This is a genomic window from Duganella violaceipulchra, from assembly GCF_019166075.1.
GTDB classification, from domain to species: domain Bacteria; phylum Pseudomonadota; class Gammaproteobacteria; order Burkholderiales; family Burkholderiaceae_D; genus Rugamonas; species Rugamonas violaceipulchra.
In genome coordinates this window covers 209,939-229,286 of sequence record NZ_JAHTGR010000004.1, presented here as the reverse complement: position 1 = coordinate 229,286, position 19,348 = coordinate 209,939, and the positions used below count along the sequence as shown (strand labels likewise).

The window sequence follows — 19,348 nt, the reverse complement described above, 5'->3', positions numbered from 1 at the left end:
TCATAGGGCTGGCATCCATGCATCACCAAACCAAAGAGTGTCGCCATCGATTCAATTAATGAATCGCTGCGGAGTCAGTCAGCGTGAAACGTCGGCAATACCTCTCGTTTAAAGACAGCTAATACAGGGTTTTCGTTGTCGCGCCGGTGAACGCACACCATCTGCACCGGTTCGGTCTCCATCTTTCTCATCACCAGACCGTCGAACCTGAGCCGCCCCGCGCCTTCGGCAATCAGGGCCACGCCCAGGCGGGCGCGGACCAGGGCCAGCATGGTGTGCACCTGGCCGACGTGTTCGATAATGTCCGGTTCCACACCCGCCTTGGCGAACCGCTCGCTCAGCATCTGATGAAACGGCCGCGCGTCAAATGGCGAGTACATCACGAAAGGCTTGCCGTGCAAGCTCTGCAGCGTAGGCTCCAGCGGCCAGTTGCCGGCGTCGTCCTCATGGATGGCCAACATCAGCGATTCGGTCGCCAGCAGCGTGGTTTCAAGTTCCGCGTTGAGTGTGTGCGGGCGCATCAGGCCCAGGTCCAGCTCGCCTGAATTGAGCGCCTCGACCTGCGCCGTGCTGACCAGTTCCTTCAACGTCAGGGAGATGCCGGGGCAGCGCTCCCGCAGTCGCCGGACCACCTCGGGGAGCAAGCTGTAGCCCGACGCGGAGGTGAAACCGATGGCCAGATGTCCCTGCTCGCCCTTGGCGGCTCGGCGCGCCGTGAGCACCGCCTCGTGCGACAGCCGAAGGATGCGCGTGGCCTCCGGCAGGAACGCCTTGCCCGCGACGGTCAGCCGCACCACGCGGCTATTGCGCTCGATGAGCTCGGCGCCGACATTATGCTCCAGCAGCCGGATCTGGCGGCTCAATGGCGGCTGCGTCATATTCAACCGCTCGGCCGCGCGGCTAAAGTGCAGCTCCTCGGCCACGGCGACAAAACAGCGCAACTGGCTGATCTCAAACATCTTCCACCTCTCGCGGCGTTAAAAAACCCCGTAAGTTGCTGGTCAACTTACGGGGTTCAGTGTACAGGCGCGGCAGCTTCCGCGAGCGGAAGCTTAGAACTTGACGTACAGGCGGCCGAAGTAGGAAGCGCCGTTCAAACCGAACTGCACGCTTTCATACTTGAAACCGTTGTCGGTCTCGTCGGCGTTCTGCGACGTCGGCTTGACGTTGAAGATGTTGTTGCCGCCGAAGGTGAACTTCATGTTCTTGTTGATGCTGTAGGTGAAGCTCAGGTCGGCCGAGGTCTTCGACTCGTAGTGCTGGTTAGGCACGCCGGCCGCCGTACCGCTGAACGTGCCCAGGGTTTGCGGACCGAAGTGGATGATCTTCAGGTCGCTTTCCCACGGGCCGGTCACGTAGTCGAAGCCCAGCGTGGCCTTCGAGCGCGGCGCGCCTTGCTCGATGTACAGGCGTTCCTTCTCCGACAGCAGCACGTCCTCGAAGCCTTTGAGCGAAGCCGGCGGGTGGATGCCGGTCACTTCCGTCTTGCTGACGTTGAGCGCCAGGAAGGTGGTCAGCTTGTTGGAACCGAAGTTGGTCTTGTGCGACGCGGTCAGGTCCAGGCCCTGGGTCTTGGTGTCGACCGAGTTGACGAAGAACTGCGCCTCGCCCACGCCCAGCTTGGCCAGGCGCTCGGCCAGGTCGGGATAGGTGTCGGCGTTGAAGCGGCCCGACAGCACGATGCGGTCCTTGATCTTGATGTTGTACAGGTCGGCGGTCACGGAGACGGCGGCGTTCGGCGTCCAGGTGGTGCCCAGCGTGAAGCTGGTCGACTTTTCTTCCTTCAGTTTCGGGATGCCGGCCGCGTTGGCGACGGCGCCGCCGTTGGGCGCCAGCACCACGTCGGTCGGCACGCCGCCGATGAAGTCGGTGAAGGTCGACGAGAAATAAACTTGTTGCAGCGACGGTGCGCGGAAGCCGGTGCTGCCCGAACCGCGCAGCAGCACGCTGTCGGCCACGCGCACGCTGCCGGCCAGCTTGCCGGTGACGGTGGAGCCGAAGTCGCTGAACTTCTCGTAGCGCAGCGCGCCCTGCAGCTTGACGGTCTTGCTCAGGTCCGCTTCCAGGTCGAGGTAGGCGGCGGTGCTGTGGCGCTTGGCGTTGACCTGGTCGGCCGGCTGGAAGCCGGGGAAGCCCTGGCTGCCGGCGTTGCCGCCGAAGCCGATGCCGTCGACGTCGTTGTACGAGCCGGGCTCGCCGGCGAAGATCTTGTAGTTCTCGCTGCGGTACTCGCCGCCGAAGGCGACGTTCAGGCCGTCGCCGACCAGGCCGTCGTAGTAGTGGTTCAGGTCGAGGTTGGTGGTCAGCTGCTGGAACGAGAAGCCGCCCGCATCGAAGCGGTCCGGGCTGATGCCCTTGCCGCCGGCCAGCAAGTCCTTGTTGGCGATCGAGGCGTTGATCGTATGGCTGATGTTGTAGCGCATCTTGTTGTAGCCATAGGTCTGCGACACATCCAGGTTCCAGTCGCCGACCGTGCTGCGGTGGCCGAGGATGGCGTACTGGTCGTCGATGTCGGCGTTGATGAAGGGCACGAAGCCGTTCGGGTACATGGCCGCCGAGTTGCGGCTCGGGATGTCGTCGGAACCGATGCCGCCGCGCGCGAAGGCGGCGCTGGAGGCGTTGCGGGTCTGGCCGCCGGCGGTGAAGTACAGCTTGCCCGTGCCGGTGGTCGGCAGTTCGCCGTTCAGGTAGATGGTCTGGTTCTTGGTCTTGGTGTCGCCGATGATGCGCGGGTTGTCGGCCTCGGCGCGGTTGGAACGGCCGCGGTCCAGGTATTCGCCGGTGATGCCGAGCGAGCCGCCGTTGCCGATCTCGAAGCCGCAGTAGGCCGAGGTCATGTAGTTCTTGCCGTCGCGCTTGGAGTATTCGCTGAAGCCGGCGACGGCTTCGCAACCCTTGCTTTTCTTCAGGCCGATGTCGATCACGCCGGCGATCGCGTCCGAGCCGTACTGGGCGGCGGCGCCGTCGCGCAGCACCTGCACGTCCTTGATCGCCAGCAGCGGAATGGTGTTCATGTCGGTGCCGGTGTTGCCGCGGTTGCGGGCGCCGAACAGGTTGACCAGCGCGGTGGTGTGGCGGCGCTTGCCGTTGACCAGCACCAGGGTCTGGTCGGAACCGAGGCCGCGCAGCGCGGCGGAGTCGACCAGGTCGGCGCCGTCGGAGCCGCTCTGGCGGGTCGAGTTGAACGATGGCGAGATGTAAGTCAGCGTTTGCGCCAGGTCGAACTGGCCGCCTTGTTCTGTGGACTTGCTCATCGGGATGATATCAACCGGCACCACGGTGTCGGTGGACGAAGTGGTCGCGCGACGCGAGCCGACCACGCTGACCGATTGCATCGGGGTGTCTGGCTTGGCTTCCTGCGCTGACTGCGCGAAAGCGGATGGTGCGAGGCTGAGGGCGGCTGCGCCGTAAAGGCTGAGCAGTACTGCATGACGTAATTGGGTGTTGGCGAACAAGTTTTCTCTCCCGTGAAAAATTTGATTTTAGTCAAATAGCTCATCAGGACATGACTTTTCTGACAATTTTGCGGCCAAACTTTATTTACTGTTGTTTTGTCGCGCCAGAGTGGCGACTGCACTACGTAGTGCTACGTAGCGTCATAGTTTTAGCCGATAAGCCGGCGCGCGGTGTATTATACTGTATAAAAACACAGTGACAAGCCATGACGCCCATCGCCACGCCGTCCACGCAGGGCTTGCCGGCCTATGCCGAGCTGTTCTGCCTGACCAACTTCTCCTTCCTGCAAGGCGCCTCCAGCGCCGAGGAGCTGGTCGCGCGCGCCGTGCAGCTGGACTACGCCGCCCTGGCCATCACCGACGAATGCTCGCTGGCCGGCGTAGTGCGCGCTCACGCCCAGGCCAGGGAGGCCGGCCTGCCGCTGCTGATCGGCAGCCATTTCCACCTGAAGCATCCGGACGGCAGCCCGGCCTTGTCGCTGATCGCGCTGGCGCAGGACCGCGAGGGCTACGGCAATCTCTGCGAGCTCATCACGATAGCGCGCAACCGGGTCGCCAAGGGCAGCTACCTGCTGACGCCGGCCGACCTGGCCGCGCCGCCGCCGGCCTATGCCCACTTGCAAGGCTTGTCCGGCTGCCTGATGATTTTGCTGCCGCATTACCCGGCGTTCCAGCCGGACGACGTCGACCGCCTGCACGCGCAGGCGGCGTGGATGGAGGTGACGTTTCCGGGCCGTAGCTGGATGGGCCTGAACCTGTTGCAGCGCGCGCTGGACGAGGCGCACCGCCTCAGCATCGACGAGGTGGCGCTGCAGCACGGCATGCGGGTGGTGGCGCTCGGGCATGTGTGCATGCACGTGCGCTCGCGCAAGCCGCTGCTCGACACCTTGTGCGCGGTGCGGGTCGGCAAGCCGGTGGCCGAGTGCGGCTACGCGCTGGCGCAGAACGCCGAGCAGCACCTGCGCTCGCGGCTGCGGCTGGCGAACCTGTATCCGCCGCAGGCGCTGGCGGAAACGCTGAACATCGCGCGGCAGTGCAGCTTCAATCTGAGCGAGCTGCGCTACGAATATCCGCATGAGCTGGTGCCGCCTGGCCACACGCCGGGCAGCTATCTGCGGCAGGAAGTGTATGCCGGCGCGCAGCGGCGCTTTCCGGCCGGCGTGTCCGACAAGGTGCGCGGGCAGATCGAGAAGGAGCTGGTGCTGATCCGCGAGCTGAAATACGAGCCTTATTTCCTGACGGTCTACGACATCGTCCGCTTCGCCCGTTCGCAGGACATCCTGTGCCAGGGCAGGGGATCGGCGGCGAACTCGGTGGTCTGCTATTGCCTCGGCGTGACCGAGGTCGATCCCGAGCGCAGCAATATGCTGACCGGGCGTTTCATTTCCAGGGAACGCGACGAACCGCCCGACATCGATGTCGACTTCGAGCACCAGCGGCGCGAGGAAGTAATCCAGTACATCTACAAAAAATACGGCGCGGACCGGGCCGCGCTGGCGGCCGTCGTCATCAGCTATCGGCCCAAGAGCGCGCTGCGCGACAGCGGCAAGGCGCTGGGCGTGGACCTGGCGATCGTCGAGAAGGTGGCCAAGGCGCACCACTGGTTCGACGGCCGCAACGACCTGCTGGGCCGGCTGGCCGAGTGCGGGCTGGACCCGGAGTCGCAGCTGGCCCAGCAATGGGCCGCGCTGGCGGTGACCTTGCTGGGCTTCCCGCGCCACCTGTCGCAGCACCCCGGCGGCTTCGTCATCGCGCACGAAAAGCTGTCGCGGCTGGTGCCGATCGAGGCGGCGACCATGGAAGGACGCTGCGTGATCCAGTGGGACAAGGACGACCTGGAAGAGCTGGGCCTGATGAAGGTGGACGTGCTGGCGCTGGGCATGTTGACCGCGTTGCGGCGCGCGCTGGCGCTGGTGGGCGCGCAGCGCGGCGCGCCGTTCCGCATGCAGGACATTCCCGCCGAGGACGCCGCCACCTACGACATGATGTGCGAGGCCGACACCATCGGCGTGTTCCAGATCGAGTCGCGCGCGCAGATGAGTATGCTGCCGCGCCTGCGGCCACGGGTGTTTTACGACCTGGTGATCGAGGTCGCGCTGGTGCGGCCGGGGCCGATCCAGGGCGGCATGGTCCATCCCTATCTGCAACGGCGCATGCGGCGCGAGGACGTCCACTTCCCGCCGCGGCTGGAGGAGGCGCTGGGCCGCACCCTGGGCGTGCCGATCTTCCAGGAGCAGGTGATGCAGATCGCCGTCATTGCCGCCGGCTTCACCGAGGGCGAGGCCGACCAGCTGCGGCGCGCGATGGCCGCGTGGAAGCGCAAGGGCGGGGTCGACAAATACCAGCAGCGCATCATGGACGGCATGCGCGAGCGCGGCTACGACGAAGCGTTTGCGGCCGCCATCTGCAGCCAGATCCAGGGCTTCGGCGAATATGGTTTCCCCGAATCGCACGCCGCCAGCTTCGCGCTGCTGACCTATGCCAGTTCCTGGCTCAAGTGCCACGAGCCGGCCGCCTTCCTGTGCGCGCTGCTCAACAGCCAGCCGATGGGTTTCTACAGCCCGTCGCAGCTGGTGCAGGACGCCAAACGCCACGGCGTGCAGGTCCGCGCGATCGACGTCGCCGTCAGCGGCTGGGATTCATCGCTGGAAGAGCGGGTCGGCCGACGTAATCAGCCGGCCGTGCGGCTGGGCTTGTCGCTGTTGAAGGGCATGCGCGCCGACGCGGCCGAGCGCATCGAGCAGGCGCGCGCCGCGCAACCGTTCGCCGACGTGGCCGACCTGGCGCGGCGCGCCGACCTCGACCGCCACGACCTGCAGGTGCTGGCCGGCGGCAATGCATTGCGAGCGCTGGCAGGCAACCGGCGGCAAGCGTTATGGCAGGCGGTCGGCGCCACGCCGGACAAGGATTTGCTGCGGCCGACCACGCCGGACGAGGAGATCCCGCTGCTCAAGCCGCCGACGGAAGGGGAGGAGATACTGGGCGATTACCGCTCGCAGGGATTGACGCTGGGCCGGCATCCGCTGGCGCTGCTGCGCCCCAAGCTGCTGGAGCATCGCTTCATGCCGGCGTCCACGCTCAACACCTACACCAACGGCATGCTGGCGCGCGCCTGCGGCATGGTCACGGTGCGCCAGCGTCCCGGCACGGCCAAGGGCGTGCTGTTCGTCACCATTGAGGACGAGACCGGCAACGTCAATGTCATCATCTGGCCGGCGCTGGTGGAGCAGCAGCGGCGCGAAGTGCTGGGCGCGCCGCTGCTGGGTGTGTATGGCGTGTGGCAGCAGGAGGGCATCGTGCGCCACCTGGTCGCCAAGCGGCTGGTCGACATGTCCCACCTGTTGGGACGGCTGCCGACCATCAGCCGCGATTTCTGCTAGCGCAGACCGGCGCTGCGGTTGCCGCTGGTGCCGTAGTAGGTGTGGATCTGGCTGGCCCAGGTCTGGTTGGCCATATTCGGCCAATGGTCGCTATTGAAGCCGGGCGCGTCTTCGATGCGTTCCTTCTCCAGGTTCAGCGTGAAGCGCTTGTTGACGGTGTCCAGCGTCAGCGCCTCCCACGGCACGGCGAACAGCTTTTCGCCCAGCGTGAACACGCCGCCAAAGGCCATCACCGCATAGGCGATGTTGCCTGTGCGCATGTCGAGCATGATTTCCTTGATCTCGCCCAGGTGCTCGTCTTTGAGGTTGTGGACGTGGTTGCCGATCAGCGTGTCGGCGCCCATCAGTTCCGGACCAGGGCCCTTGTGGCCGTGGTCGACATACATGCCCAAGGCATCGAGTTCTTCGTAGTTCATCATGACCTCCCTGATTGAGTGAGTTGTCATTTTTGCCTTGTTGAAGACGCCGGTCTGTACGGTGCAACACAGTGCTGGCGGATAGGCAAACTGGCTATTTTTGCACTTTCTTTCATACGACTTTCCCTGCCGGTTGCGGATTTTTCCGGGCAGGAAGGTGAAGAATCGGACGTTTTAGGGTATAATTTCAATTTCCCGCACGTGCCGTTCGGCACCATCTGCAATGACCAAATTTGTCTTCGTCACCGGCGGCGTCGTGTCTTCCCTTGGTAAAGGGATAGCCGCCGCCTCTCTCGCCGCGATCCTCGAATCGCGCGGCCTCAAAGTCACCATGCTCAAGCTCGACCCGTATATCAACGTCGATCCTGGCACGATGAGCCCTATGCAGCACGGTGAAGTCTTCGTCACCGACGACGGGGCCGAAACCGACCTCGACCTCGGCCACTACGAGCGCTTCATCTCCACCCGCATGAAAAAGGTGAACAACTTCACCACCGGGCAAATCTACGAATCGGTGATCCGCAAGGAACGCCGCGGCGAGTACCTGGGCAAGACCGTGCAGGTGATCCCGCACATCACCAACGAAATCCAGGACTACATCCGTCGCGGCGCCGAAGGCTACGACGTGGCCCTGTGCGAAATCGGCGGTACCGTGGGCGACATCGAATCGCTGCCGTTCCTGGAAGCGGCGCGTCAGCTGAGCCTGCGCGCCGGCCGCAAGAACACCGCCTTCGTTCACCTGACGCTGGTGCCGTTCATCGCCTCGGCTGGCGAACTGAAAACCAAGCCGACCCAGCACTCGGTGCAGAAGCTGCGTGAAATCGGCATCTCGCCGAACGCGCTGCTGTGCCGCGCCGACCGTCCGATCCCGGACGACGAACGCGCCAAGATCTCGCTGTTCTCGAACATCGAAGAGCACGCAGTGATCTCCGTGTGGGACGTCGACACCATCTACAAAGTACCGCAGATGCTGCACGACCAGGGCCTGGACGCGATCATCTGCGAAGCGCTGGACCTGAACCCGGCCCCGGCCGACCTGTCGGTCTGGAGCCGTTTGATCTACACGCTGGAACATCCGAAGACCGAAGTGTCGATCGGCATGGTCGGCAAGTATGTGGAACTGACCGAGTCGTACAAGTCGCTGACCGAGGCGCTGCGCCACGCCGGCATCAAGAACGAATCCAGGGTCAACATCGAGTACATCGACTCGGAAGAGATCGAGACCACCGGCTGCGCCGCGCTGGGCAAGTACGACGCCATCCTGGTACCGGGCGGCTTCGGCAAGCGCGGCGTGGAAGGCAAGATCATGGCCGCCCAGTTCGCCCGTGAAAACAAGATCCCCTACCTGGGCATCTGCCTCGGCATGCAGGTGGCGCTGATCGAATACGCCCGCCACAAGGCCGGCCTGACCACCGCCAACTCGACCGAGTTCGACCTGGAAACCTCGCAGCCTGTCGTCGCCCTGATCGACGAATGGCAAGGCCAGGACGGTAAGGTCGAGAAACGCGACGAGAATTCCGACCTGGGCGGCACCATGCGCCTGGGCGCGCAAACCTGCGCCATCAAGCCGGGCACGCTGGCGTCGGAAATCTACGGCGCGGTGGTCACCGAGCGTCACCGTCACCGCTACGAAGCCAACAACCACTACCTGCCGCGCGTGGAAGCGGCCGGCCTGGTGGTCGCGGCCCGTACCCCGACCGAAGACCTGTGCGAAATCATGGAACTGCCACGTACCGGCGAGAATGCCCACCCTTGGTACATGGGCGTGCAGTACCACCCAGAATTCAAATCGACCCCGCGTGACGGCCACCCGCTGTTCACGTCCTACATCAAGGCAGCATTGGCCCACAAGGCCGCCGGCGCTAACCGCCTGCACGCTGTGACTGATACTTTGCAAGGAGATGCGGCATGAAACTGTGCGGATTTGACGTTGGCCTCGACCAGCCGTTCTTCCTGATCGCCGGCACCTGCGTGATCGAATCGCGCCAGATGGCGTTCGACACCGCCGGCGCGCTGAAGGAAATGACGGCCGCGCTGGGCATCCCGTTCATCTACAAGTCCTCGTTCGACAAGGCCAATCGTTCCTCGGGTACCTCGTATCGCGGTCCCGGCCGCGACAAGGGCCTGGAGATCCTGGGCGACGTCAAGCGCGAGCTGGGCGTGCCGGTGCTGACCGACGTGCACTCGATCGACGAAATCGCCGAAGTCGCTTCGGTGGTCGACGTGCTGCAAACCCCGGCCTTCCTCTGCCGCCAGACCGACTTCATCGTCGCCTGCGCCGAGTCCGGCCTGCCGGTCAACATCAAGAAGGGCCAGTTCCTCGCCCCGCACGACATGAAGAACGTCATCGACAAAGCCCGCCTGGCCGCCAAGGCCAAGGGTCTGAACGAAGACAACTTCATGGCCTGCGAGCGCGGCGCTTCCTTCGGCTACAACAACCTGGTGTCGGACATGCGTTCGCTGGCCATCATGCGCGAATCGAACTGCCCGGTGGTGTTCGATGCGACCCACTCGGTGCAGCTGCCGGGCGGTAACGGTACCTCGTCGGGCGGCATGCGCGAAATGGTGCCGGTGCTGGCGCGCGCGGCGGTGGCGGTCGGCGTGGCCGGCGTGTTCATGGAAACCCATCCCAACCCTGCAGAAGCCCTGTCGGACGGCCCGAACGCCGTGCCGCTGGGTCGCATGAAGGAGTTGCTGTCCACGCTGATCGAGCTGGACCGCATCACCAAGAAAGCTGGTTTCCTGGAAAACAGCTTCAACTAATGCAAGATACCTGGCGTACGCGTTTTCGTATGAGTGGCGCTCCTGCGCCGGGTACAATCCCCGTTATTTCGTCCGCAACGCGCATCAGAACGCGGAGCGACTTCGCATCGCCTAACTTTGGAGAATGACATGAGTGCTATTGTTGACATCATCGGACGTGAAATCATTGACTCGCGCGGCAATCCTACCGTCGAGTGCGACGTGCTGCTGGAATCGGGCGTCATGGGCCGCGCCGCCGTACCGTCGGGTGCATCGACCGGTTCGCGCGAAGCGATCGAGCTGCGCGACGGCGATCCGAAGCGTTATTTCGGCAAGGGCGTGCTGCAAGCCTGCGAAAACATCAACACCGAAATCTCGGAAGCCATCATGGGCCTGGACGCCAATGAGCAAGCCTTCCTGGACCGCACTCTGATCGACCTGGACGGTACCGAAAACAAAGGCCGCCTGGGCGCCAACGCCATGCTGGCCGTGTCGATGGCCGTGGCCAAGGCCGCCGCCGAGGAAGCCGGCCTGCCGCTGTACCGCTACTTCGGCGGTTCGGGCGCGATGCAACTGCCGGTGCCGATGATGAACGTCATCAACGGCGGCGCGCACGCCGACAACAACCTGGACATCCAGGAATTCATGATCATTCCAGTCGGTGCTCCATCGTTCAAGGAAGCGGTCCGCTACGGCGCCGAAGTGTTCCACACGCTGAAGAAGATCCTGCACAAGAAGGGTCTGAGCACCTCGGTGGGCGACGAAGGCGGTTTCGCGCCATCGCTGGCCAACCATGAAGAAGCGATCAAGCTGATCATCCAGGCGATCGAAGAAGCCGGCTACGAGCCAGGCACCCAGATCGCCATCGGCCTGGACTGCGCAGCGTCCGAGTTCTACAAGGACGGCAAGTACGAGCTCGAAGGCGAAGGCCTGAGCCTGACCTCGACCGAGTTCACCAACCTGCTGGCGACCTGGTGCGACAAGTACCCGATCATCTCGATCGAAGACGCGATGCACGAAGGCGACTGGGACGGCTGGGCCATCCTGACCCGCGAACTGGGCAAGAAGATCCAACTGGTGGGCGACGACCTGTACGTCACCAACACCAAGATCCTGAAGGAAGGCATCCAGAAGGGCATCGCCAACTCGATCCTGATCAAGATCAACCAGATCGGCACCCTGACCGAAACCTTCGCCGCCATCGAAATGGCCAAGCGCGCCGGCTACACCGCCGTGATCTCGCACCGTTCGGGCGAGACCGAGGATTCGACCATCGCCGATATCGCCGTTGGCATGAACGCCCTGCAGATCAAGACCGGCTCGATGTCGCGTTCGGACCGCATGGCCAAGTACAACCAGCTGCTGCGTATCGAAGAAGATCTGGGCGATATCGCTTCCTACCCAGGCCGCGACGCGTTCTATAATCTGAAGTAATTAAGCAAGCGCGGCCGGACCAGCTCCGGCCGCTGTCGACTCCATGCGTTTGATCACCCTCGCACTGGCGGCCCTGCTGCTGCTGATACAGTACCCGCTCTGGCTGGGGAAGGGGGGCTGGCTGCGCGTGAAGGACTTCGAAGGGCAGGTCGACGCCTCCCACAAGAAAAACGCGGAGCTGATCGCCCGCAACGCCAAGCTCGACTCCGAAGTGCGCGACCTCAAGGACGGCACCGGCGCAGTGGAGGAGCGTGCTCGCTACGAGCTCAGCATGATCAAGCAAAACGAAATCTTCATCCAGATCGTCGGCAAAGGCCAGGCCACCGCGCCACCGCCGCTGGCGCCCAAACCTCCCGAAAACTGAGTCATCCATGACGACACGTGCTGGCATACTGCTGATGTTGGCCACGCTTGTCCCCGTCGCGCATGGCGCGGGCGTCTGCACGCCATTGCGGGTCGGCTATATGGACCAGAACCGGCCGCCGTACTGGATAGGCGAGGGCGAGCAAGTGCCTGAACCGCCGGGCGCGGCGGTCGACCTGATCCGCAACGCGGTGATGGGTTCCGGCTTCAACTGCCTGCCGACGCTGGTGCGCCTGCCGCTGGCGCGCCTGCGGGTGGCGCTGGAGGCGGGCGACATCGACATGACGCCGCTCGGCGAACAGCCCAGCTACGCGGCCGAGATCGCGCTGCCGCGCGACAAGGACGGCAACGTCGACCGCAACCGCGCGCTGCACAACACCTTGGTGGTGCTGGTGCGCGCCAAGGACAAGCTCCCGGCCGCCACCAATCCCAGCGACTACTTCCGCGGCAAGGTGCTGGGTTCGGTGCAAGGCCTGGGCTACAACGCCCGCCTGCGCGAGTCCGGCCTGACGCTGGACGACGGCGCCCGCGACCTCGAACGCAATATCGAGAAGCTCAAGCTGGGCCGGGTGGACGGCGTGGTGGTCAACCTGGTCAAGCCCGAGCACCTGGCGGCCACGCTGAAGCGTTATCACGGCGCGGTGGTGCAGCTGCCGCAGCCGCTGATCAACACACGGCTGTGGCTGGCCTTCAACGCCAACTACTATCGCGCCCATCACGAGCAGGTCGAAGCGCTGTGGAGCTGGCTGGACGCGCACCGCGGCCGCCTCGGCGACGTCATGCAAAAATACCGCAAGCCGTAGCAGTAAGCCACTTCGGCTCCATCAATCAAAAATCGGACTCATCATATGCTGCATCACATTTCATTCGGCGTGCGCGACCTCGCGCTGGCCGGCGCTTTCTACGACGCCGCACTGGGCGCGCTGGGCTTTCGTCGGGTGTTCGAGGACGATGAGGCCATCGGCTACGGTCTCGAAGACGACAAGGACCTGCTGTGCCTGAAGCTGCGCGACGACGCCGCAGCGCCGGGCGCCGGCTTCCACATGGCCTTCACCGCGCCGACCCGCGCCGCCGTGGACGCCTTCCATGCCGACGCGCTGCGCATCGGCGGCAGCGACAACGGCGCCCCCGGTCTGCGGCCCGATTATGGCGACCATTACTACGCCGCCTTCCTGGTGGATACAGAGGGCCATCGCATCGAAGCCGTCATCAATAAACCGCCCGTCTGATGAACCGTTGCGGCGAGCACGCTTAAGCTAGAATAGGCGCCCACATCGTCCTACGAGTTTTGGTTTGAGAGTCTTATTTTTTGCAGTAGCGCTGGCGCTGTCCGGCATCGCCAACGCGGCCACCATCGGGCCGCATGCCAAGGGCGATCAGGTGTTGCGGGCGCAGGTGCTGCTGGATCGCGCGCACTTTTCATCCGGCGAAATGGACGGCGCCTACGGCAGCAATATGCGCCAGGCCATACGCGGCTTCCAGAAGCTGCACCAGCTGCCGCTGACCGGCGTGGTCGATGCCGCGACATGGACCGAGCTGGAACGCGACCAGGCGCCGGTGCTCGACACTTACACCATCACCGCGCAAGACGTCGCCGGTCACTACACGCCGGTCCCTACTGGCATGATGGCCAAGGCCAAGCTGCCCGCGCTCGGCTACGCCAGCCTGGCCGAAGCGCTGGGCGAGCGCTTCCATTGCAGCCCCGACCTGCTGCGCCGCCTCAACCCTGGCAAGTCGCTGACGCGTGCCGGCACCCAGCTGACCGTGCCCAACGTGGTCGCCGCCAGGCCGCTGCCGAAAGCCAGCTCCATCCTGGTCGATGCGCATGAGGGCACGCTGACCCTGCTCGACGCCGGCGGCATGCCGTTCGCGCAATTCCCCGCCAGCACCGGCAGCAAGCACGATCCGCTGCCGGAGGGCCGCTGGCAGGTGCGCGGCGTCGCCACCAATCCTGAATACCGCTACAACCCCAAGTTGTTCTGGGACGCCAAGGTCGGCGACGCCAAGGCCCGCCTCGCGGCCGGCCCTAACAATCCGGTCGGCCTGGCGTGGATAGAACTGAGCAAGGAACACTACGGCATCCACGGCACGCCAGAGCCCGGCAAGATCGGCAAGACCCAGTCGCACGGCTGCATCCGTCTCACCAACTGGGACGTGATGGCGGTGGTGCGCTCGATCGCGCGCGGTGCGGTGGTGTTGTTGCAATAGTGGTGACATTTCAATAGATTTCTGAATAGTAATTTTTTGTACAATCGGCGGGTCGATTCTTCATGAGAACAATCCTCCATGTTCCGCACACTACTGACGATCACCTTGCTGTGCGCCTGCGCCAGCGGCCACGCACAAATCTACAAATGGGCCGACGCCCAAGGCCGCATCCACTACACCGACAACAAGGACGATGCCGGCGAGGCGCCGGTCGCCGAGTTGAAAATGAACGGCGAGCCGACCGTGCTGCCGGCGCCGCCATCCAACGGCCCGAGCTGGCAGCAGCGCGACGCGGAATTCAAACGACGCCAGCAATACAAGCTGCTGGCGCCGAACTATCGTCCACGCCAGCAGGCCGCACCGCAGCAGGCTTCCGTCCGGCAGTCCTGACTATCTATCTCACCGATGAAACCGGACTGGCCGCTCCGCGTTCTGACCTGGATACGATAGGCAAGTTTCTGATGTCGCTGGCTTTTGGCCAGCATCTCATCAGTTCGACACAGGGATCAGCGGAGGACTGGACCAGACGAGTCGCCAAGGCGGCGAATGACCAGCTCAATCGTCTGCACTTCCAGTTCGGCGAGACCCCAGTGGATACGAGGGAGTACCTGGATCCGCTTCGGACCTACTTCACTGGTTACGACTACTACGCGCTGGTCCTTCCCGCGGACGATCATTGCCGGGACGATTCCACGCTGCGCTTCTTCAGGGAGGCCGGCTTTAGCTCGGCCTCGAACGGACTGGTTCTCCTCCCGTCGCAACGATACGAATCTGGACTCGCCCAGTTCGTCGACCCATTTCCGGCGTTGCGGGTCTTGGCAGCGACCTGCATATCGGCCTCGCGGAAGCAACACACCGCAGGTCCTACCTCAAGCGGCATGTGAGCGGCTTGCTGCCCTCGGTCGATCGAGTGACGGTGACCGGAGATTTGTTCGACACCCCATCGGCGGACCTGCGCGCGTCGTTCGACGAATTCCGCCGGGATGTCGAAGACGGCACCAAAAAGCGCTTGTTGGTGGTGCCAGGCAACCACGATGTGCGGATGAAGGGCAATGCGCTCAGCAGGCTTGGAAGAAAGGCCGAATACGTCACCGATCTCGATGGGTCACCGCTCGACGTTGACCACGATATGCCGACCGTATTCTTCTCGTTTAATTCGAGCGAGACTGGAGATTTTGCGCGCGGCGCCGTGAGTTTGCGCCAGCGTCTTGCGCGGGCCGAAAAGCACGATGATGAAATTTATCGAAATGGGCAGGTGCGCGACTACTCCAATATCGCGCTCGTTCATCACCATCCGGTGAATTATGGTGCCCAGCCAACCGCGCTGTACGAACGCATCCTCGCCCGCTTGGGGGGGGCGATCAGTTCATCGCCTTCGAGGACTCTGATGACTTCATGACGTGGTGTGCCGGCCGGCAGGTGGGCTTGGTCCTTCATGGCCACAAGCACATTCCGCATTTGGCGACGGTGCAGCCGATGCACGGGCGCGAGGTGACGGTGGTCGGCTGCGGATCTAGTGTCGGCGCCGAGGGCAAGCCGATGTGCTACGACATCGTCACGATCGAGCCTGCGACGAAACGCTGGAGTGTCAGCTTCTACCAGGACACACGGGGCGACGGCAGCGGCTTCAGTCTTCAGAACGTGGCGCTTGACCTGCGCGCTTCGGGTTAAGCTTCACCTCCGGCCGCGTCCGCAGCGCAAATGCGCCGCGCCGTGTATGCTTGCGTCCAGGGGCCGCGGATCGCACGGCCAGATTTCTGGAGGGAGCGCAGTTGAAAACAATCGGACTGATAGGCGGCATGAGCTGGGAATCGACGGTGCCTTACTACCGTCAGGTCAACGAGACGGTCAAGCAGCACCTGGGCGGGTTGCATTCGGCCAAGGTGGTGCTGTACAGCGTGGACTTCCATGAAGTCGAGCGCCTGCAGCATGCCGGCGACTGGGACGCCGCCGGCGCCTTGCTGGCCGACGCCGCGCGCTCGCTGCGCGCCGCCGGCGCCGATTTCCTGGTGCTGTGTACCAACACCATGCACAAGGTCGCGCACGCCATCGAGGCGGCGGTGGACATTCCGCTGTTCCACATCGCCGATCCCACCGCCATTGAAATCAAGCACGCCGGCCATGCCAAGGTCGGCCTGCTGGGGACCCGCTTCACGATGGAGCAGGCCTTCTACAAGGACCGCCTGCGCGAGCGCCACGGCCTCGACGTGATCGTGCCGGACCAGCACGACCGCGACATCGTCCACCGCATCATCTACGAAGAACTGTGCCTCGGCCGCATCGTCGACGCCTCGCGCGACGAGTACCGCCGCATCATCGCCGGCTTGGTGGCGCAGGGCGCACAGGCTATCATCCTGGGTTGCACCGAGATCTCGCTGCTGGTCGCGCAGCCGGACGCCGACGTGCCGCTGTTCGACACCACCGCCATCCACGCGCGCAAGGCCGCCGAGTGGGCGCTGGCCTAACTTTTGGAGAAAGATATGAAATTAATCGGCATGCTCGATTCCCCTTACGTCCGCCGCGTGGCGGTGACCCTGCAGTTGATGGGCCTGCGCTTCGAGCACCAGTCGCTGTCGGTGTTCAGCACCTTCGAGCAGTTCCGCCAGCTCAATCCGGTGGTCAAGGCGCCGACCTTCATCGCCGACGACGGCACCGTGCTGATGGACTCGACCTTGATCGTGCAATACGCGGAAGCGCTGGCCATGCCGGCCAGCCGCATGACGCCGTCGATGCCGACCGAGCTGCTGCGCTCGCTGCGCGTGCTGGGCCTGGCCTTGGCCGCCTGCGACAAGGGCGTGCAGCTGGTGTACGAGCGCATGGTGCGTCCGACCGTGCACCAGCCCTGGGCCGAGCGCGTGACCGTGCAGATGTTGGCGGCCTTCGATGCGCTGGAAGCCGAGCTGCGCGCGCATCCGCTGTCGGTGGCGCAGATGGATCATGCCGGCGTGATGACGGCAGTGACCTGGCACTTCATGCAGCAGATGCTGCCGGAAGTGGTCGACGCGTCGCGCTATCCGCTGCAAGTAGAATTCTCGCGCCAGGCTGAAGCACTGCCTGCCTTCCACGCTGCGCCGCACGGCGACAGCACTTATGTCGTCTGACGCCATGCCAGTCTCCAGCTACCTGAACACCAGCCCCGTCCTCGGCGAGGACATCTATCTGCACGCCTCGGCGCAAGTGATCGGCGACGTGCGCATCGGCCGCGACAGCTCGGTCTGGTGCAACACCGTGCTGCGCGGCGACGTCAACCGCATCGTCATTGGCGCGTGCAGCAACGTGCAGGATTTCGCCATGGGCCACGTCTCGCACAAGAACGCCGCCAAGCCGGACGGCTCGCCGCTGGTCATCGGCGACTACGTCACCATCGGCCACTCGGTGCTGCTGCACGGCTGCACCATCGGCAACGAGTGCCTGATCGGCATGGGCGCCATCATCATGGACGACGTCGTCGTGCAGGACCGCGTGATGGTCGGCGCCGGCAGCCTGGTCTCGCCCGGCAAGGTGCTCGAGAGCGGCCACCTGTACGTTGGCCGCCCGGCGCAGAAGGTGAGGGCGCTCACCGACGAAGAGATCGCCTACCTGAAGTACTCGGCGGAGCACTACGTGCGCGTGAAGAACAACTACCTGGCAGGCTAAAAAAAACGCCGGGGGTCAGATCTGACATTCGGACACAAGCTCGGCCGTTTAACCTTCTACGGCTGGGCACGTGTCCGAATGTCAGACTTGACCCCCGTGGAGTTTCTGGCTCGCCCAGTAGCCGAAATCGACGTCGATGTTTTCCAGCAGCGCCACGAAATTCGTGGTCTGGCTGGTCAGCAGTTCAGCCGATTGCGAGATCAGATTGCCCTGCTTTTCCATCAGCTTGGACATGGTGTTGGCCTGCCGTAGCTGCCCGTAGTCGTCGACCAGGATCGCGCAGCCTTGGTGCCAGTCCTGGTTCTGGGTGTACAGGCGCTGCATGATGGCCGCCTGCAACTGCGTCCACTCGCTCCAGACGGCGGGGTCCCATAGCTTGGCCACCAGCGCCATGGTCATGGTGCCGTTGTTGACCAGGTGGGTGGCGTCTTTTTGCACCAGTCGCTGTGCCGTCATCGCGTGCGCCAGCGGCGCCATTGTGTTGGCCGCCAGCGCCATGGTTTCGGCGACGACGCCTTCTTTTTTTTCAATGGCATTCGATCCGGCAGAAAGGGGAAATTTGCTCATGATGTTCTCCGTGGTCGCTCAAGCGCAAAGGCGGTCAAGCATGGCGTGGATCGCTTTGATCTGGACGGCATCGCGCGAATAGTAGGGTGAGTTTTCATCCTTGTTGCTGTAGCCCCACCAATCCCAGCAGCCGTCCGGATTCTGGATCTGGCCGTTGTCCGTGCCTTCGGCCTGCGGGTAGAGCACGATGATGTCGTTGCTTTCGGCGATGTGGTTGTAGCCGGTGGTCGTGATGTAGCGGTTGCCGTACGGCGGCTGGTTGGCGGTGTCGGCGCGGCCGTTGACGTAGTCGGTGTAGTTGTAGCCTTGCTTGCAGCCGTGCAGGGCAATGTGCACGCGCGGCTCCTTCACGCTGCCGGCCAGCACCCTGGACGGAATATAGGCATAGCCGAATTGGCTCATGCTGGCCCATGGCGCATCGTCGCCGAGAAATTCCCGTTGGTCGAAGCACAGCAACTTGCCGTTGAGCTGCTCGGCGGGCGCCTTCAAGTCGCCGTAAATATGGCGCAGGATATCGTGCGATTGCATAAAGCCGCCATTGTTGATGTAGGGCGGCTGATTGAGCTCCAGCTCCGAATCCTCCGGGTTGTCCGTGATGATGCTGTGGCCCGCGGGCACGTCGTCGCGGTAGCTGATATTTTGCTGCGGCACGCCCAGCATTTCGTAGAACTGGCGGGTTCTTTCCACCACGTCGGAATACACCACGTCGTCCTCGCTGCCGGTGAAGATGTAGAGCCGGTCGTCGGCGAGATTGGCGATGTCGTCGATCAGTCCCGCCTCGGCCGTGTCCTTGGCCATCGCCACCAGGCGACGCGCGTCCGGTCCGGTTTGCGGGGTCAGCGGATTCATGCAGATGTACAGCGAGTTCTCGATGCGGGAATCTTCCGGTGTCACCAGCCCGCTGGGCTGGTAGGTCTCGGCACAGCGGAACAGCCCGCCGGCGATGATGCCCGCGCCGGCAAAGCTGGCCGAACGCGCCAGATGCAGCTGCACCGTCATGAAGGCCCCGGACGACAGGCCGGAGATGGAGTTATTCTGTTTCGACGCCTTGTACGATCCGAGTTGAACAATTTTCCCGTTTGCATTTGCAACCATCTTGAACCTCCTGGTGGGGTTGAGTCATCGCGTAGAAGCGGTATTCTGCGGG

Annotated in this window: 20 protein-coding genes; 15 read left to right on the top strand and 5 right to left on the bottom strand. The window is 63.7% G+C overall.

Annotation, left to right across the window (positions count from 1 at the left end; translation table 11 throughout):
• Positions 1 to 74 precede the first annotated feature (74 nt).
• Together KVP70_RS09550 and KVP70_RS09545 are read right to left on the bottom strand one after the other, a co-directional pair.
• Positions 75 to 959 carry a LysR substrate-binding domain-containing protein gene (locus KVP70_RS09550; protein ID WP_217941938.1) on the bottom strand — a complete coding sequence of 295 codons (885 nt, stop codon included), beginning with the start codon at positions 957 to 959 and terminating at the stop codon, positions 75 to 77.
• 93 nt (positions 960 to 1,052) lie between these two features.
• Positions 1,053 to 3,455 (bottom strand): TonB-dependent receptor plug domain-containing protein, encoded by a 2,403-nt coding sequence (locus KVP70_RS09545; protein WP_217941937.1) that lies wholly within the window; start codon positions 3,453 to 3,455, stop codon positions 1,053 to 1,055.
• A 206-nt stretch (positions 3,456 to 3,661) separates the two neighbouring features.
• On the opposite strand from KVP70_RS09545, the gene KVP70_RS09540 reads away from it, so the two are divergent.
• Positions 3,662 to 6,835, top strand: a complete 3,174-nt coding sequence (locus KVP70_RS09540) for an error-prone DNA polymerase (RefSeq protein ID WP_217941936.1) — start codon at positions 3,662 to 3,664, stop codon at positions 6,833 to 6,835.
• Here KVP70_RS09540 and KVP70_RS09535 read toward each other — a convergent pair.
• Positions 6,832 to 7,251 (bottom strand): PRC-barrel domain-containing protein, encoded by a 420-nt coding sequence (locus KVP70_RS09535; RefSeq protein ID WP_217941935.1) that lies wholly within the window; start codon positions 7,249 to 7,251, stop codon positions 6,832 to 6,834. The genes KVP70_RS09540 and KVP70_RS09535 overlap by 4 nt on opposite strands.
• Before the next feature lie 223 nt (positions 7,252 to 7,474).
• Here KVP70_RS09535 and pyrG point away from each other — a divergent pair, with 223 nt between their 5' ends.
• The 14 genes from pyrG to KVP70_RS09470 all read left to right on the top strand — a co-directional run bounded on the left by pyrG (position 7,475) and on the right by KVP70_RS09470 (position 17,634).
• Positions 7,475 to 9,163 carry a CTP synthase gene (gene pyrG / locus KVP70_RS09530; RefSeq protein WP_217941934.1) on the top strand — a complete coding sequence of 563 codons (1,689 nt, stop codon included), beginning with the start codon at positions 7,475 to 7,477 and terminating at the stop codon, positions 9,161 to 9,163.
• Positions 9,160 to 10,014, top strand: a complete 855-nt coding sequence (gene kdsA, locus KVP70_RS09525; protein WP_217941933.1) for a 3-deoxy-8-phosphooctulonate synthase — start codon at positions 9,160 to 9,162, stop codon at positions 10,012 to 10,014. Before pyrG ends, kdsA begins: the two co-directional genes overlap by 4 nt.
• A 129-nt stretch (positions 10,015 to 10,143) precedes the next feature.
• Positions 10,144 to 11,427, top strand: a complete 1,284-nt coding sequence (gene eno, locus KVP70_RS09520; protein WP_020701720.1) for a phosphopyruvate hydratase — start codon at positions 10,144 to 10,146, stop codon at positions 11,425 to 11,427.
• Positions 11,428 to 11,470: 43 nt separating this feature from the next.
• Positions 11,471 to 11,791, top strand: coding sequence for a cell division protein FtsB (gene ftsB, locus KVP70_RS09515; protein ID WP_217941932.1), 321 nt, complete (start codon positions 11,471 to 11,473; stop codon positions 11,789 to 11,791).
• 7 nt (positions 11,792 to 11,798) lie between these two features.
• Positions 11,799 to 12,593 (top strand): transporter substrate-binding domain-containing protein, encoded by a 795-nt coding sequence (locus tag KVP70_RS09510; protein ID WP_229224713.1) that lies wholly within the window; start codon positions 11,799 to 11,801, stop codon positions 12,591 to 12,593.
• Positions 12,594 to 12,638: 45 nt separating this feature from the next.
• Positions 12,639 to 13,019 (top strand): VOC family protein, encoded by a 381-nt coding sequence (locus KVP70_RS09505; protein ID WP_217941931.1) that lies wholly within the window; start codon positions 12,639 to 12,641, stop codon positions 13,017 to 13,019.
• A 64-nt stretch (positions 13,020 to 13,083) separates the two neighbouring features.
• A complete protein-coding gene (locus tag KVP70_RS09500) occupies positions 13,084 to 13,998 on the top strand; it encodes a L,D-transpeptidase family protein (protein ID WP_217941930.1) in 915 nt (304 codons plus the stop codon).
• A 78-nt stretch (positions 13,999 to 14,076) separates the two neighbouring features.
• The gene (locus KVP70_RS09495; protein WP_217941929.1) at positions 14,077 to 14,388 is read left to right on the top strand and encodes a DUF4124 domain-containing protein; all 312 of its coding nucleotides are present in this window, start codon (positions 14,077 to 14,079) and stop codon (positions 14,386 to 14,388) included.
• Positions 14,389 to 14,459: 71 nt separating this feature from the next.
• Positions 14,460 to 14,882, top strand: a complete 423-nt coding sequence (locus KVP70_RS34195; RefSeq protein ID WP_229224712.1) for a hypothetical protein — start codon at positions 14,460 to 14,462, stop codon at positions 14,880 to 14,882.
• On the top strand, positions 14,879 to 15,397 hold the full coding sequence (locus tag KVP70_RS09490; RefSeq protein ID WP_262311744.1) for a metallophosphoesterase: 519 nt from the start codon (positions 14,879 to 14,881) through the stop codon (positions 15,395 to 15,397). Before KVP70_RS34195 ends, KVP70_RS09490 begins: the two co-directional genes overlap by 4 nt.
• Entirely contained in the window at positions 15,394 to 15,669 is a 276-nt protein-coding gene (locus KVP70_RS09485) for a hypothetical protein (RefSeq protein ID WP_217941928.1), read from the top strand. The genes KVP70_RS09490 and KVP70_RS09485 overlap by 4 nt, the downstream gene beginning before the upstream one ends.
• Before the next feature lie 101 nt (positions 15,670 to 15,770).
• Positions 15,771 to 16,463, top strand: coding sequence for an aspartate/glutamate racemase family protein (locus KVP70_RS09480; RefSeq protein ID WP_217941927.1), 693 nt, complete (start codon positions 15,771 to 15,773; stop codon positions 16,461 to 16,463).
• Between the two features lie 15 nt (positions 16,464 to 16,478).
• The gene (locus KVP70_RS09475; protein WP_217941926.1) at positions 16,479 to 17,099 is read left to right on the top strand and encodes a glutathione S-transferase; all 621 of its coding nucleotides are present in this window, start codon (positions 16,479 to 16,481) and stop codon (positions 17,097 to 17,099) included.
• A gap of 4 nt (positions 17,100 to 17,103) precedes the next feature.
• Complete coding sequence (locus tag KVP70_RS09470; protein WP_217942166.1) at positions 17,104 to 17,634, top strand: gamma carbonic anhydrase family protein; 531 nt, start codon at positions 17,104 to 17,106, stop codon at positions 17,632 to 17,634.
• Positions 17,635 to 17,715: 81 nt separating this feature from the next.
• Here the strand turns inward: KVP70_RS09470 and KVP70_RS09465 are convergent, their stop codons facing one another.
• Together KVP70_RS09465 and KVP70_RS09460 are read right to left on the bottom strand one after the other, a co-directional pair.
• Positions 17,716 to 18,201, bottom strand: a complete 486-nt coding sequence (locus KVP70_RS09465; RefSeq protein ID WP_217941925.1) for a hypothetical protein — start codon at positions 18,199 to 18,201, stop codon at positions 17,716 to 17,718.
• 18 nt (positions 18,202 to 18,219) lie between these two features.
• On the bottom strand, positions 18,220 to 19,296 hold the full coding sequence (locus KVP70_RS09460; protein WP_217941924.1) for an extracellular catalytic domain type 2 short-chain-length polyhydroxyalkanoate depolymerase: 1,077 nt from the start codon (positions 19,294 to 19,296) through the stop codon (positions 18,220 to 18,222).
• Positions 19,297 to 19,348 lie beyond the last annotated feature (52 nt).